The sequence below is a fragment of the Actinoplanes lobatus genome (assembly GCF_014205215.1).
Lineage (GTDB): Bacteria > Actinomycetota > Actinomycetes > Mycobacteriales > Micromonosporaceae > Actinoplanes > Actinoplanes lobatus.
This window is the reverse complement of sequence record NZ_JACHNC010000001.1, coordinates 7,322,421-7,336,827: the sequence shown is the minus strand read 5'-3', so window position 1 is coordinate 7,336,827 and position 14,407 is coordinate 7,322,421. Positions and strand designations below refer to the sequence as shown.

12 protein-coding genes and 2 pseudogenes are annotated in these 14,407 nt (G+C 69.0%); 7 read left to right on the top strand and 7 right to left on the bottom strand.

The window, feature by feature from the left end; translation table 11 throughout:
• Positions 1-582: 582 nt before the first annotated feature.
• Together BJ964_RS33455 and BJ964_RS33450 are read right to left on the bottom strand one after the other, a co-directional pair.
• Positions 583-1,081: pseudogene (locus tag BJ964_RS33455) on the bottom strand (AAA family ATPase); the annotation flags it as partial.
• A gap of 64 nt (positions 1,082-1,145) precedes the next feature.
• Positions 1,146-1,592, bottom strand: coding sequence for a hypothetical protein (locus tag BJ964_RS33450; protein ID WP_188124386.1), 447 nt, complete (start codon positions 1,590-1,592; stop codon positions 1,146-1,148).
• Between the two features lie 247 nt (positions 1,593-1,839).
• Here BJ964_RS33450 and BJ964_RS33445 point away from each other — a divergent pair.
• Positions 1,840-1,971: pseudogene (locus BJ964_RS33445) on the top strand (GTP-binding protein); the annotation flags it as partial.
• Positions 1,972-2,305: 334 nt separating this feature from the next.
• Here BJ964_RS33445 and BJ964_RS33440 read toward each other — a convergent pair.
• A complete protein-coding gene (locus tag BJ964_RS33440) occupies positions 2,306-2,650 on the bottom strand; it encodes a hypothetical protein (RefSeq protein WP_188124385.1) in 345 nt (114 codons plus the stop codon).
• A 290-nt stretch (positions 2,651-2,940) separates the two neighbouring features.
• Positions 2,941-3,627 (bottom strand): hypothetical protein, encoded by a 687-nt coding sequence (locus BJ964_RS33435; protein WP_188124384.1) that lies wholly within the window; start codon positions 3,625-3,627, stop codon positions 2,941-2,943.
• A 31-nt stretch (positions 3,628-3,658) separates the two neighbouring features.
• Between BJ964_RS33435 and BJ964_RS48460 the strand changes: the two genes are divergently transcribed.
• The 4 genes from BJ964_RS48460 (at position 3,659) to BJ964_RS33420 (ending at position 7,629) form a co-directional block, all read left to right on the top strand.
• A complete protein-coding gene (locus BJ964_RS48460; RefSeq protein ID WP_262479395.1) occupies positions 3,659-3,781 on the top strand; it encodes a hypothetical protein in 123 nt (40 codons plus the stop codon).
• A gap of 88 nt (positions 3,782-3,869) precedes the next feature.
• A complete protein-coding gene (locus tag BJ964_RS33430; protein WP_188124383.1) occupies positions 3,870-4,418 on the top strand; it encodes a hypothetical protein in 549 nt (182 codons plus the stop codon).
• Between the two features lie 78 nt (positions 4,419-4,496).
• A complete protein-coding gene (locus tag BJ964_RS33425; protein ID WP_188124382.1) occupies positions 4,497-7,046 on the top strand; it encodes a BTAD domain-containing putative transcriptional regulator in 2,550 nt (849 codons plus the stop codon).
• A gap of 70 nt (positions 7,047-7,116) precedes the next feature.
• Complete coding sequence (locus BJ964_RS33420; RefSeq protein WP_188124381.1) at positions 7,117-7,629, top strand: YcxB family protein; 513 nt, start codon at positions 7,117-7,119, stop codon at positions 7,627-7,629.
• 13 nt (positions 7,630-7,642) lie between these two features.
• On the opposite strand, the gene BJ964_RS33415 is transcribed toward BJ964_RS33420, so the two are convergent.
• The gene (locus BJ964_RS33415) at positions 7,643-8,062 is read right to left on the bottom strand and encodes an isocitrate/isopropylmalate family dehydrogenase (protein WP_275407717.1); all 420 of its coding nucleotides are present in this window, start codon (positions 8,060-8,062) and stop codon (positions 7,643-7,645) included.
• A gap of 996 nt (positions 8,063-9,058) precedes the next feature.
• Between BJ964_RS33415 and BJ964_RS33410 the strand changes: the two genes are divergently transcribed.
• Entirely contained in the window at positions 9,059-10,126 is a 1,068-nt protein-coding gene (locus BJ964_RS33410; protein ID WP_188124380.1) for a hypothetical protein, read from the top strand.
• Positions 10,127-10,666: 540 nt separating this feature from the next.
• Here BJ964_RS33410 and BJ964_RS33405 read toward each other — a convergent pair.
• Together BJ964_RS33405 and BJ964_RS48455 are read right to left on the bottom strand one after the other, a co-directional pair.
• A complete protein-coding gene (locus tag BJ964_RS33405; RefSeq protein ID WP_188124379.1) occupies positions 10,667-11,200 on the bottom strand; it encodes a hypothetical protein in 534 nt (177 codons plus the stop codon).
• A 194-nt stretch (positions 11,201-11,394) separates the two neighbouring features.
• Positions 11,395-11,571 carry a hypothetical protein gene (locus BJ964_RS48455; protein ID WP_229807384.1) on the bottom strand — a complete coding sequence of 59 codons (177 nt, stop codon included), beginning with the start codon at positions 11,569-11,571 and terminating at the stop codon, positions 11,395-11,397.
• Positions 11,572-11,603: 32 nt separating this feature from the next.
• On the opposite strand from BJ964_RS48455, the gene BJ964_RS33400 reads away from it, so the two are divergent.
• Positions 11,604-14,264, top strand: a complete 2,661-nt coding sequence (locus BJ964_RS33400) for an AfsR/SARP family transcriptional regulator (protein ID WP_229807385.1) — start codon at positions 11,604-11,606, stop codon at positions 14,262-14,264.
• Positions 14,265-14,407: the final 143 nt, after the last annotated feature.

The window sequence follows — 14,407 nt, the reverse complement described above, 5'->3', positions numbered from 1 at the left end:
CGGTCTGGTGGCCGGTAGTCAGCTTGCTGGAGCGAGCGCCGAATTCCGTAACACCGGGCGGCCGCGGCACGAGTCGTCGCATCGCGGGCACCAGCAGTGCCACCGCGAGTACCGTGACCAGCAGCGCCACGCTTGCGCCTCGCAGCGTCGCGGACAGGCCGAAGGCGATGGCCGCGCTGCCGGCCAGCAGATAACCGAACGGCCGCAGGCACGACGAGCCGAGCCGGTCGAATGAGGCGACCCGGCCGAGGCGATCGCTCGGCACCGCCCGCTGCAGCGCGGTCTCCCAGAACGTGTCGGCGGCCGCGAAGCCGACCAACGTTACGCCGAAGCTCCTGCCATCCGACTACAGTGCTTTCCCGGCCTCGTCTACAAGCTGCACCGGGACCAAGGTTTCGCCGGCCTGCGCGGCTGCGTCGAGGCGGAGGCCGCCACTTACGGCGAAGAAGTGTGAATTTTGGTGGAGAACCTTGATCTCGCCGTCGCTCTCGGTCGGCGTCGTCCGCAGTACCCGACGAGGGTCGAGCAGACAAGTCGGTGCCGCTGCCCATTCGATGATGCGAGTAACGATGTCGACCGGGGTGGCGCTGGTCGTGTCGCAGATCAGGTCGTAGTTCTGCAGCCGGGTCTTGTCGACCCCATAACGGGTGAGGAAGCGCTGCCGCTCGCTCTCGCTGCGCGCCGCCAGCTGCGTGCACGCATCCTCGAGGTTGGTGTACCGCTCGACTGGGCCGCCGGCGCGGCCCAGCACCCGCCGGGCCGCGACCACCGGGTCGGTAACTAGGTGGACCTTGTATGCGCCGCGGAAGAAGTGCCAGGCCAGGCGGCTGTCGACGACCAGGGGTTCACCCGAGGCGGCGATATCGTACTGGAGCTGATCGATGTAGTGGTCGATTTTGTCGTCGAGTTCGGCGTGCAAATTGAATTGGAGGGCGGTCATGCCGTGCTCGGCCGCCATCTGCCGGTAGAGGTCGCCGATACTGACCCGGCGCACGCCCAGCCGTTCGGCCAGCGCGACTGACACCGTTGTCTTGCCACTGCCGAGGTCGCCGTTGAGGACGACCGTCCGTGGAGCGGTCATCGATCAACTGTACGTGGTCAGCATCGTCGCCGAACCCCTCGACCGATCGCGCCGGCACTTCACATCAGAAGGACGTGCGCCAGGAAACCAGCATCGCGATGTCGATATGGCCGTGCGCATTCTCATCGGCATCTTCGCGTGCATCGGCGACCTTCCCCTCCCGTTGAATGTTGACGCGTGCCGGGCGGCCGCTCGGCAGGTGATGGGATAGGCCGTGCGAGGCTGCTGTCGGCGGGCCCCGGCGGACGGCAGGCCTTGGGGTGTTCAAGCGTCGGAGGCCATGTAGACGGCGAGGATGCAGTGGGGAGACCACCCAGTCCTCCCGCGGGTTCCACACCCGCACCGGCCCCAGACTGGTCCGCCAGTCCCCCGGCACCGCCTCACGATCGGTGTACCACGGGTTCGCCAGGATCGCCGCGACCGTGCGCAGCGTCCATACCGCACCGTCACGGTGCGGATTCCTTACCCGGTCGTAGGCGGCCGGTGACAGGGTCCGCCGTTCGTTCAACACCCGCACGATCCCCGCCGTAACTCATCCCCTCCAGTCGGCGAGCGAAGATCCACCGCACGGTCGGGGCCGTCACCGGGTCCACTTCCAGGCGATGCTGACGGCGGGCCCCAACTCGCATGGACCTTGTTGGGGTGCGGGCCGGCGTCGACGAGTTGGTAGCCGTACGGTGGACGCCCGCCGAGATGACGGCCCTGCTCGCGAACCTGGGCTGCCATCGCCGAGCGCACCCGGAACCGGCATGGCCGCCGCCGAGACCGCGCCCGGCTGGGTCGCCGAGCTCAACGGCGAGCACATCCCCGAGACCATCGAGTACGGCATCAACAGCCTGCTGTTCCGCGCCGCCGAGCCATTCCACCCGCAGCGGCTGTGGGACTTCCTCGACACGGCGGTCACCCAAGCCTGCAACGGCCCATTCGGCGACGACCGCGAGCCGCGCTGACACATATCCCGTTCAATCTCCGCCCCAGCCCGGTGTTGCCCCAACCAGCCGCAGCGTCACCAGCGGCGACTACGGCGAGCGCTGGCTGAGCGAGCAAGGTGCGGCAGATGCGGGCCCGAACGCGCATTCTCTGCAAGCAGATCCGTCCACTCGATCTTGGTTGCGCGATGCCGGGGACGGAGAGCGCACGTCTCCGCGTGGCGGACCACGTCGTACTGCGGCTCGACCGCGCAACGGCGGAAGACCTCACCTTGCACGAGGCCGGCGAAACCCTCTACCGGGCGGGCGACCCCGCCCCGGCGCCCGCTACGCGCGTGGCAGCGACCAGGGCCAAAATACCCGCGCCGAGGATGGGTATTCCGATCGACAGGATGCCGAGAAGGCCGAGTGCCATCATCATCACGCCCGACACTGCCAGCACCGGTCGGCGCCCGGGCGCTGCGCGCGCTACACCATAGATCGAAAGAAGTGCTGCGATGGCAAGTCCGGCGAGGAACCAGGCCGCTACCTGACCGCCCTGCTGACGTATCAGTCCAACATAGAAAACGATCATGATCAGGGCGATCGCGCTCGCAGTCGCTGCCAGAAGATCCCAACCGTTCCGCCATCCGGAAGTCATTATTCATCGTTACAGATCTCGTGGGCGCTCACCACACCAATAACCAGAGAACGTCCTCAATTCGGCAGATGATCGGATCACGTAGGGATGGCGCTCGACGAGGCCGGGGCTTGGATCTCTCCAAGCCCCGGCCTCGTCGAGCGGTGATTCGGTCGTCATGCCGGTCCTGGTGGGCGACAAGATGGTGCCACCAGGCCGCATCATCTGCACGACGCCCTCGCTGCTCTTGAACTGCGCCTGACCGAGGAGGAGATCGCCGAGCTGGAGGCCACGTACCTGCCGCAGGACAACTACTGGTGGTGATCCGCCGGCTTTCGCGATAGCCATCCGGCCGCCTGCGGGATCGCGGCGGTCACGGTGACGGTGGCGGTGGTGGCGGCCCACCAGGCGAGCACGATGGTGTAGGCGATCGTCAGGTAGTGGTGGGTGGTGACGTCGGTGACCAGGACGTATCCGGTGGCGAGGATGATCCCGGTGATGATGCGCAGCAGGGTGCTGCGGGTGGCGATCAGGGCGGTGGCGACACCGAGCATGGCCGCGCCGACGGCCTGGACGAGGCCGGGCATGGCCAGGTCGGCGGGGAACGTGAGGGTGTCGGCGGCGCGTTGCAGGTAGACGCCGGCGGCGCCGACCGCGATCGCGGTGACCGGCGGGCGGGCGCGGCGCAGCCATGTGGTGAGCGCTGTCTGCGGGAGGCGGGGCGCGGCAAGCGCGATCACGGCGGCGCAGATGCTGATGGGTACGGCCGCGGTCAAGGCCGTACGCAGGAAGGTTTCGTCGGTGAAGCCGACCCCGACGCCCGCGCCGAGTCCCCAGAGTCCGGCGATGGCGAGGCCGAGCGCGGCCGCGCCGAAATAGCCGCGGCGCAGCAGGGCGCCGGTGGTGCTGTCGTCGCCCGCCTGGGCGGTGTGGATCCAGGTGGTGGGCGCGAGCTGGGCGGCGGCCCAGGCGGTGAGCGCGGCGAGAGCGGCTGCCAATCCCAGATTCTCGACAGGCAGGCGTACGGCGGTGATGCTGCTGCCGCGGGTCCAGGTGTCGGCGGTGGTGATCGTCTGGAGCAGCAGCCCGACCGAGCAGGCGGCCAGGACGGTGACGCCGGTGAGGGCGCGGGCGGTGATGCGGGTGCGGTGAGGGCGTCGTCGATGGTGTCGGCGGCCGGGTCGCGTACCGCTGTGGTGGCTATCTGCTGAAAGGCGTCGGTCGCGTCGAGGACGGTGAGGTGCGGGATGCTCGCGTCGGCGGTGGCGTGCAGGACGAAGCGGTGGTCGCCGCCTGCGGCTGCGGCCGCGGCCGCGGCGGTGGTGACGATGTGCGGTTGCGGCAGGCCGGCGTGGGTGGCGGCGTCGATCAGACGGGTACGGGCGCGGTGCCCCCACGGCTGGCCGGTGACGACGGTGAGGGCGGTGACCGGGGTGCCGGTGTGGGTGGCGGCGGCGTTGGCGGCGTAGGCGAGAACCGTGGCGACCTCTTCCGTGCTGCCGGTGGCCGAAGCGTGCAGGCGGCTCATCGGGTCGGGGTGGTAGTCGTCCGGGTCGGCCAGGCCCGCGGCGAGGGCGGGCGCTCCGGTGGTGCGGGTGCCGGTGGCCGGATCCTGGTGGACGCCGCTGGGAAAGCGGGTATGGCCGGCTATGACGACGGGCTGGACGTAGCCGCCGGTGGTGTGGACGGCGCCGGCCGACCAGGCGGCGATGTCGACGACCAGGTGCAGATTCCCCGCTGGCATGCCGGGCAGTGTCGCAAAGCAACGATCATCGTGCGGTCCCGGTAGCCGATGTTTCACGCATGGTGAGAGATCCGCGCCAATTCGATGGAGATTGATGCGTTGTGGGCGGTAGACACGCGGGCGATGAGCGACGACATGCATCGCCGTACCGCTGAACTCGCCCGGCAGCCCTCCGTCTGGGTCGCCGCACCGCCGCCACCGGGGCGGCCGCCGGCGGGGCGCAGGGCGTTCGCGGCCGGGCGGGCACTGCTGGGCAGTCTCGTCCTGCTGGTGGTACCGCCTGCCGTGTTGTGGCTGGTGTTCGGCAATCCGGTGGACCGGATTCCGTCCGGTGCGACGGTGAGCGGTTTCCTCGCCGGGGACGACGGCGACCGTACGCGAATCCTGCTCTTCGTTGTTGTGGCGGTGTTGTGGCTGGTCTGGGCGGTGATGGCGGTGCTGCTGGCCGGCAGCCTGCTCACCGTGATCGCCGGGTGGCGGATGCCGCGGTGGCGGTTGCCGGCGCCGGTGCACCGGATGTTGTTCGGGCTGGCCGGCACGGCGGTCGTCGCGGTCGGCGCCACCGGCATCCCGTCGGCAGCGGCTGAGTCGCCGGAGGTGCCGGTGGCGTCGGGTACGACCGCGTTGCAGCAGGGCACGGTGACCGTCCTGGTCGGCGACGAGCACTACGAGTATCAGGTCAAGCGTGGGGACACGCTGTCGAAGATCGCGCGGCGATGGCTGGGGGACGCCGATCGGTGGCCGGAGATCTGCCGGCTCAACCGGCATGAGCATGTGGCCGCGGGGGCGCGGCTCACCGACTGCGATCTGATCATTCCCGGTTGGCGGCTGCGGTTGCCGGAGGATGCGCGGCCGCCCGGCGCGAGCAAGCCGCGTACTCCGCCGGCTGCTACTCCCCCATCAGCGCCCGGCACCGCGACACCGGTTCCGTCGGCCCCGGCCACCGCGACTCCCCCGCCGCCACAGGCCACCAGCGCTCCCTCCTCATCGCAGGCCACCAGCGCCCCTTCGTCACCGTCGGCTGCCGCCGCTCCCCCGGCCCGGGAGGCGCCGCCGGTCGATGCCGAGCCCGTGGCTCCGGCGGCTGATCAGGACGGCATCCGCCTGCCGAGCGGCAGCATCGTCCCCTGGTCGCTGGCCGCGGCGATCAGCGCCGCCGCCACCCTGGCCTGGCGGCAACGCCGTCGCCGCTTCCGCCCGACCGCCGACACCGCTCACGTACTTCCGGCGCAACCGCTGCCCGAACCGGTGACGGCGATCCACCGGCACACGCTGCGCCACCCCGCCGAGCCGCTCACCGCCCGCTGGCCCTACGGCGGCCTCGGCGTCAACGGACCCGGCGCGGCCGACGCCGTACGCGGCCTGATCATCACCGCGCTCACCGACGGCTCCCCCGACGAACCCGGCCACCGCACCCACGTCATCATCGACCGGACCACCTGCGACGACCTGCTCGGCCCCGGCGTGACCGGCTGGGACCGGCTGCGGGTCACCGCCGACGTCACCGCATCGCTGGACCTACTCGACGCCCACCTGTTGCAGCGGCGCCGCCTGCTCAACGACCACGGCATCGACACCATCGACGACCTCCACGCTCAGGCCCCGGCCGAGGAGGCCCTCCCGCCGCTACTGCTGATCGGCCGGGCCGCCGACGCTGCGACCGCCCGGGCCGCCGTCGTCCTCGGCCTCGCCGCCGGGCTCGACGCCACCGCCGTCCTGATCGGCTCCTGGCCGCCGGGAATCACCTGCACCATCACCACGGACGGGCGCACCAGCACACCGGGCGACCAGCCGGCCCAGGTCCCGGCGACCGTTGCCGTCCTCGCCCAGGACGACGCGATCACCATCCTGGACACCGTCCGCGAATCGCACACCAGCACTCCCCCGCCGGCGACGCAGCCGGTGGTCCAGCAGACGGTGAGCCCGCCCACCGCGGCGAACCCGGTGCGGCTGTGCGTCCTCGGCCAGCCGCGCATCGAGGACATGAACCTGCCCGGCCGCAACGTGCGCGGCAAAGCCTTCGAACTGGCGGTCTTCCTCGCCTGCCACCCGCACGGCGCCGACACCGACACCATCGCCGAAAACCTACTTCCCGACGTACGCCGAAAGCAGGCCTACCAGCAGGTCCACACCAACGCGTCGAACCTGCGTCACGGGCTCGGCCGGGCGGGCGGCCCGAACCCTGGCGGCTACCTGCTCAAACGAGGCACCGCCGCCCGCTACCGGCTGGATCCCGACACCGTCGCGGTGGACCTGTGGCAGTTGCGTGACCTGCTCGGCCGGGCCCGCATCGCGTCCGGGCCGGCGCGCGCCGATCTGCTGCGCGCGGCGTGTGACCTCTACACCGCTCCGCTGGCCGATGGCTGCGACTACGACTGGATCACCGCGCACCGCGAGAACGCCCACCGCTTCGGCCTCGAAGCCCACCTGCTGCTCGCCGAGGACCTGCTGCCCACCGACCCCCGTTCGGCGAGCGACCTGCTCGACAAGGCGATCGGTTTGGACCGGTACAACGAGGAGCTGTACCGGGCGGCGATGCGCGCCCGTCACGCCCTCGGCGACACCGGCGGCGTCAAGCAGCTGCTGCGGGCGGTGACCCGGGCACTGGCCGATCTCGACGCCGAACCCGAGGACGCCACCACCGACCTGGCCGCCCGCCTGGGCTCCCGGTAGGAGCCCGACGATCGGTGCTCGCCTTCGACCTCCCCGCAGGGGCAACCAAGATCATCTCTATGATGCGGGCATGGAAGACGCGGGGCAGCTCACCTTTCAAACCCGATCGGAGCCGAAGCTGGTGAAGGCGCTGCTTCGGCATACCATGTTTCCGATCGTCGCATGGGTCGTGGCCGTCCCACTGGTCGCCGCCGTGCTGCTGTACCGGGCCGGCAATCCGGGCGGCTGGGCGCTACCCCTGCTCGTCAGCAGCGTTTTCACGCTGCCGTACGTGCTGTTCGCGGTGCCAAGGCTGGTCGTGAAGCGGGAAGCCCACAAGATCGGAGGGCCGGTCGCCTTCCGGATCGACGCCGTGGGTGTGCACACCGTCCACGGCTTCTCGACGGACACGCTGCCCTGGTCGGCGATCAAGACGGTGCGCCGGACGCGCGGTCAGGTCCTGCTCTTGCACAAAGGGTTCGCCGGTGCCAAGCGGCGGATGTCCAGCATCCCGACCGCTGATCTGACCCCGGCCGAACAGGCCCGGCTGCTGGCGGTCCTGCGTTCGCGCGGCGAGGCGCTCACGAACGTACCCGCCATCTGACACCCGGGCGCGCTCAGCGTTCGCGGACCCGCTGGGCGATCGCGTCGGCCAGCTCGGTCGTCGTCCCGGTGCCGCCCAGGTCGGGGGTCAGCGGCGCTTGCCCGGGTCCGTACGCCAGGACGTCCTCGATCGCGCCGAGCAGGTGGCCGGCCGCCTCGGGGTGGCCGAGGTGTTCCAGCATCATCGAGCCGCACCAGATCTGGCCGACGGGGTTGGCGATGCCCTTGCCGGCGATGTCCGGCGCGGAGCCGTGCACCGGCTCGAACAGGCTCGGGTGATCGCGCTCGGGGTTGATGTTCGCGCTCGGTGCGATGCCGAGCGTGCCGGTGCAGGCGGGGCCGAGATCGGAGAGGATGTCGCCGAACAGGTTGCTGGCGACGACCACGTCGAACCATTCGGGATGCAGGACGAACTGGGCGGTCAGGGCGTCGATGTGGAATTTGTCGAGCGTCTCTGAGATCTTTAGTTTTGTTCAGTCCGGGGTGCTGGCCGGGCGCGTGGTGTCACGGGTGTGGCGGTCACGTGCCGGTGGAATCCTCGGCTGACGGCCCGGCCGTGATCGTGGCCGGGTGGGTTGTTTGATCTCGTGGTCGGCCTCTGGCCCGGGAACGGGGTAACACGAGAACGTGACCGGAGGGCGGGGCTGTCGAGCCGGCCGACCGCGCTCAGTCCTCGACCGCCGGTCGGCCATGCCCTGGGTCATGGTCTGGCTCGCGCCGCGCCGCCGCATCATGGCTTCGAGGTCGGCGCCCGGGATCCGCCGGTAGGTGACGGTGCGGCCGAGCGGGCGACCGGCACCCTCGTCGCTGTCAGGGACTCATCGTCGGATTCGAGGGTCACTGCCGAGAGCGGGCAGCTCAGACACGCCAGTACGGTTCCGTCCGGCTCTGTCTGGGTTACGTCTCCGCCGGTCAGGTGGACGGTGCAGGAGCCACATGTCGATTTCCGAAGTCGTCTGCATGGATGTCCGTACTCCTCTGCACGTGTGGTGGGGCGGCGGGATCCCAGCGGCACAGGGCGAAATCCCGCATGCGTAACGCTCCGTGAGCCTTCTTCGCCGAACCCGAACCGGCAACGGACCCCGTCACCGCGACCCCGCGGGCACCGTGATCGGTTGACGCCGCATCATCTGGACGGCCTATATCGTCGGAGCCAGTGCCCGATCACCCGGCTTCTTCATTACCTTGACCTGCAAATATTCGCCGAGACGTAACCCTGAGCAATGAGTCCATCACGATGGGATCACCACGGCCGGGGACCTCCCTCAAAGTCGGCACCGGGAGGGACCTTAGGCCTGCAAACTCCGTGGCAAGGGCCCATTGGGCGCCCAACGAAAACTACATAGCGTTACATCAGCGCCGGACGCGATGAGGTGGTTGGCCCAAGGACGTCCCTGGGGACACCGAACCGCCTGATAGAAGGAGCCGAAATGAACAAGAAACTCGCCGCAGCCCTGGCTACCACGGCCGCGGCAGCGTCGATGGCCCTGACAACCGCATCCCCGAGCGCCGCGGCCGGTGCCGCCGACACCAACCCGAACCTCGTCCAGGGCGGCGACTTCGAGTGGGACGGCCCTCTCCCTGAGGGCACCAGCACCGAACTCCGCTACGTCAGCGATGACGTGCAGGGCGGCTGGGGCCGGGACAGCATCAACGACGACACCATGTACGGGGAGGGCCGTTACACCCTCGGCATGAACCCGAAGCAAACCCACGAGCTGTGGGCGGACATCAACTTCGACAGCCGCAAGATGATCGTCAATGGGTTCAGCACCGAGGACAAGAAGGGCGCTCTCGTCTGGGGACAGACCGTCACCCTCACCAAGCCCGTCGAGACCTACAAGCTGATCGCCGGACAGAACACCCAGGTCGGCACCATCGAGGTCAGCCCCTCCTCGGCCACCCAGATCAAGGTCACGTACCGCCTCAGCTCCGAAGCCATCGCCCAGGGGTACACGCTCACCCAGATCCACCTGGACACCGCGAACGCCGTGGCCGACATCCCGCAGTCCACGGGCGGTCCCACCCCCGGCCGGTTCGAGGTCAACAAGGCCTTCACCCCCGGCACGACCGCTGCGCAGGAGTACATCGTGGACGCGGGATCGGTGATCGCGGCGCACGCCGTAGTGACAAAGACGAACCCTGACACGCAGGTGGTGACGACCGACACCGCGTGGGCCGGAGCTAACAAGTTCAGCGGCAAGAACTGGGCGCTGTACGCCACCTACGCCTTCGAAGTCCCCACCTACGAGTTCAGCATGAACGCGATGAACGTCTATGACCAGACCGGCGTCGGAGGCGATCTGACAGTGGTCATCAACGGCAAGCCGGTCGCGACCCAGGTGAAACTGGACGGCAACGCCGGAGAAGTGGTCGAGGTCAAGGACATCGTGGAGTACGCCCCTACGGTCAAGATCGAGATCCGCAACGGGTCCACGCTCCACACCGGCAACGACTTCGCGATCGACGACATCACCCTGAGGATGCTCGGCGCCTGACGCGCGGGGTAATACGCCGAGCTCGACCCTCCACAACAACCGCAGACCGGGAGCCATCAGGCTCCCGGTCTGCGGCGCTTCTGGTATTCGGGCTCCAGGTACACGGAATACCTGCCCCCTTCCGCCGGGTGTGGTGGTGTCGAGGTTCTCGTGCAGTGAGGGAACCCGACGTCGCGGCGCAGCTCGCCAACGGTGGTGATCAGGTCGGCCAGGGACCGCGAGAGCCGGTCGAGGCGGAGTCGAGCGCCGCCACGCCCGGACCCCTGTCAGGAACCTTCGGACCCCTGTCAGGACCCTTAATGATCTTCCGAACCGGTCATGCCCGTCTTGCTGCGCCCAACAGCGACGCTTCTACTCCAGATCCCCCACGTCGGACACCTTCACGGCTTTGCCGGGGCCCTGGGGGGGTAAGGCCCCACCACCCGGCGAAGCGGTCTTGGCCTACCTGCGACAACGGCAACTGGACTAACGTTCTCCGCCCTCCGCCGCCTCCAGGGTTGCCGGCCCGCGCGGGCTTTCGTGGCCCGCGGATAGATCAGGTCACGGATATACGTCGACCGCGGCCTGCCGCGCGTATCCACCCGGCGCCAACTGGAGCATCGCCTCCACCGTCACATGGTGCAGGTCGGCCTCGGGGATCGCCGACAACGTCGGCTCGGCAGGGTCGAAATCGATGCTGTTGGAGGTGGGACACAGTGGAAACGATTGTGCCCGATCGATAACCGTGTTGGCGGCGTCGTAGGCCGTAATCTTGACCTTGCCGCAGAATCCTGATGCGTCTCGCATAGCGACCACGGCCTCCAACTTCGGCGTGTAGGTGTTGGACGCGAAGTCGGGCTGCCACAGGAACCGGGCGGGCCCGGTTGGCTCGAAGTTGTTCGGCAGCGGCGGGTAGATCAACGCGACATCGATGCGATCGGTGTCGATCAGGACCAAGTCCGTCTGCCCGGCGGCCTGGGCGGATCCGGCCGTGCCCGTCACGGCTACCAGGACCCCGCTGACCAGCAGCACGGCGGCGGTGCATGTGCGTGCCGGAGTGAATCGAGCCGGGATGTGAAAGTACTTGGTAAACAACGTGGTGCTCCTGTCGTGAGATCCGGCGCGCCATCCACATGTGCGGTCGGCGCCTTACCGCCTCGGCATTGGGCCGTGCATGAGTTCAGGTTGCGCGGCCGGTGTTGAACAGACCTGCAGCGTTTGTTGAATTGCCTGGACAGCGGGCTGTCATCGGCTACGGACGTGTGATCGGATCGAGGACAGATCGACGGTCACGGTTGAGGCGGCATCGACACTGATAGCTGGCTGGAGCAGGGGGCGGAGGTCGAATGGCGATAGAGTTCCGCCTGTTGGGCGACATCGAAGCAGCCATCGACGACGACGTCATCGACCTCGGCCATGCTCGGCAGCGATGTGTCCTGGCGGCGCTGCTGGTCGACGCTAACCATGCGGTACCGGCTGAGCGGATCGCGGCGCGGGTGTGGGGGAATGTCCGCCGCAGCGCGCGTCCGCAGCGCTGCGCAGCTACCTGTCGCGGCTGCGACGTGCCCTGGCCTCGACCACCGAGGCCGGCATCGTACGGCGTCCCGGTGGTTACGTCCTGACCGTCGATCCGGCGACGGTGGACCTGCACCGGTTCGACTCCCTGCTGGCCCGGGCACGCACCGCCGAGGACGACGACACCGCTGTCGACCTGTACGAACTGGCGCTCAGCCTGTGGCGGGGAGACCCGTTCGGCGTCCTGGACACTCCGTGGGCAAACACCGTTCGCGACGGGTTGCGTGGCCGATGGCGGGCAGCCGTCCTGGATCGCAACGAGGCAGGACTCCGCGCTGGGCAACACGGGCGTTTGCTGCCCGAGTTGATGGCTTTCGCCGATGTCCACCCCTTGGACGAGCGGCTCGGCGCCCAGGTGATGCTGGCTCAGTACCGCAGCGGCCGGCAGGCCGACGCGCTGGGGACCTACCAGCGGATGCGGTTGCGGCTGGCCGACACCCTCGGTGCCGATCCGGGCCCGGCACTGCGGCAACTGCACCAGCGGATCCTGACCGCGGACGTGGCGCTGGACCTTTCTGTGACGACCGCCGCCAGCCAGCCATCCAAACAACCGCCGCCGGTGCCGCGTCAACTCCCGGCGGCACCGCGTCGATTCGCCGGCAGAACCGCCGTACTCGCCGAACTCAACGCCGCGCTGGACACCTCCCACGAGTCGGCCCCCGTGGTGATCGGCGGCGCCGGCGGTATCGGAAAGACGTGGCTGGCGATGCGCTGGGCCCACGACCATGTCGCCCGCTTTCCCGATGGGCAGCTCTACGTGAACCTGCGGGGCTTCGACCCGGCCAACAAGCCCGTGACGTCTGCGACAGCGGTCCGGATGTTCCTCGACGCCCTCGGAGTCGATTCGTCGGCCGTCCCGTCCGATCCTGACGCCCAAGCCGCACTGTACCGAAGCCTGATCGCGAACAGGCGAATGCTGATCATCATCGACCACGCCCGGGACAGCGCCCAGGTCGCTCCGTTACTCCCCGGTACCCCGCATTGCACGGTGCTGGTCACCAGCCGCCGCCAACTACCAGGCCTGCTCTGCGAGTACGGTGCCCTGCCGATGACGCTGGACGTTCTCACCGACGGTGAGGCCCGCGAACTGCTCACCGCCGAGCTCGGCACGGACCGGATCGCAGCGGAGCCCGCGGCGGTGGCCGCCATTCTGCACTGGTGTACGGGTCTGCCGCTGGCACTGAGCATTGTGGCCGCACGCGCCGCGTCATGCCCGGGGTTGCCGTTGGCTGTCCTGGCCACCGAGATGCGCAGCGCCGCCACCCGGCTCGACGCGTTGGACGGCGGTGAGCTGGCAGTCAACCTGCGGGCCGTACTGGCAAGCTCCTACCAAGCCCTGCCACCCGACGCGGCCCGGGTATTCGCGCTGCTCGGCCTTTCCCCTGGGCCGGATCTTAGCCTGCCCGCCGCCGCCAGCTTGGCGGCCCTGCCCACCGCCCGGGTCAGCAGCCTGCTACGCCAGCTCATCGCCGGTCACCTGGTGCAGGAACCGACAGCCGGCCGTTACCGCATGCACGACCTGGTTCGGCTGTTCGCGGCCGAACAGGTGCCTCCCGGCCCTGACAATGAACGGCGGGCAGGGTCACGCCGGATACTCGATCACTACCTGCACACCGCTCATACCGCCGCGCTGCTGCTGCTGCACCCCCACCGGGACCCGATCACACCGGCCGGACCCGCTGACGGAGTGACGCCCGAGGACCTGGTCGACCTCCGGCAGGCCATGCACTGGTTCACCACCGAACACGGGATACTCCTCGCGGCCGTTGACTACGCCGCCAACGCCGGGTTCGACACCCACACCTGGCAGCTCGCCCGGATCCTGTGGGTCTTTCTCGACCGTTGCGGGCACTGGCGCGACATGGCCGCTACCCAGCGGACCGCACTGGACGCGGCGTTGCGCCTGGGCGATAGGACCGCACAAGGCAACGCCCATCGCGGCCTCGCGCACGCCAACACCCGGCTGAGCCGCGACGAGGAGGCCACCATTCATGCCCGACGGGCGCTGGAGGTGTTCGTCGAGCTCGACGACCAGGCCGGGCAGGCTCGTGTTCACCTCAACCTCGGCCTGTTGTCACATCGGCGAGGCCGCCATCGCGAGGCGCTCAGCCACGCCGAGCACTCCCTGCGCCTCTACCGGAGCACCGGGCGTCGAGTCGGGCAGGCCTACGCACTGAATGACATCGGCTGCTACCACATCCACCTCGGCGACCATGAACAAGGCCTGCGTCACTGTCGACAGGCGCTGGCACTCTCCCAGGACCTGGACGATCCGCGGGGGCAGGCGCCCGTTTGGGACAGCCTCGGCCTCGCTCACCACCGCCGGGGCGACCATCATCAGGCCCTGGGCTGCTACCAGCACGCTCTGCGCCTGTTCCAACACCTCGGCGACCGTCACGGAGAAGCTGACGTCCTCAGTCGCATCGGGGACACACATCACGCCGCCGCCCAACCCGAACCGGCCAGCACCGCATGGCAGCACGCTCTGACCATCCTGGATGAGCTCCACCATCCCGACGCCGACATCATCCGAATCAAACTCGCAGGTGCGGATCGACGTCCTGCCACTGACGTCGTCGTCTGACCGGTTGGTTTTGTCCGGTCTGGGCGATGACGCGTCCGATCGGGTACGCGGGCGTGCAGGTCGGCGTCGGTGCGCAGGCGGTCGTACAGGGCTCGTTCCAGTGTCGCGACGGGAGGCGGCAGCGGCACGTCGGACGCCAGGTT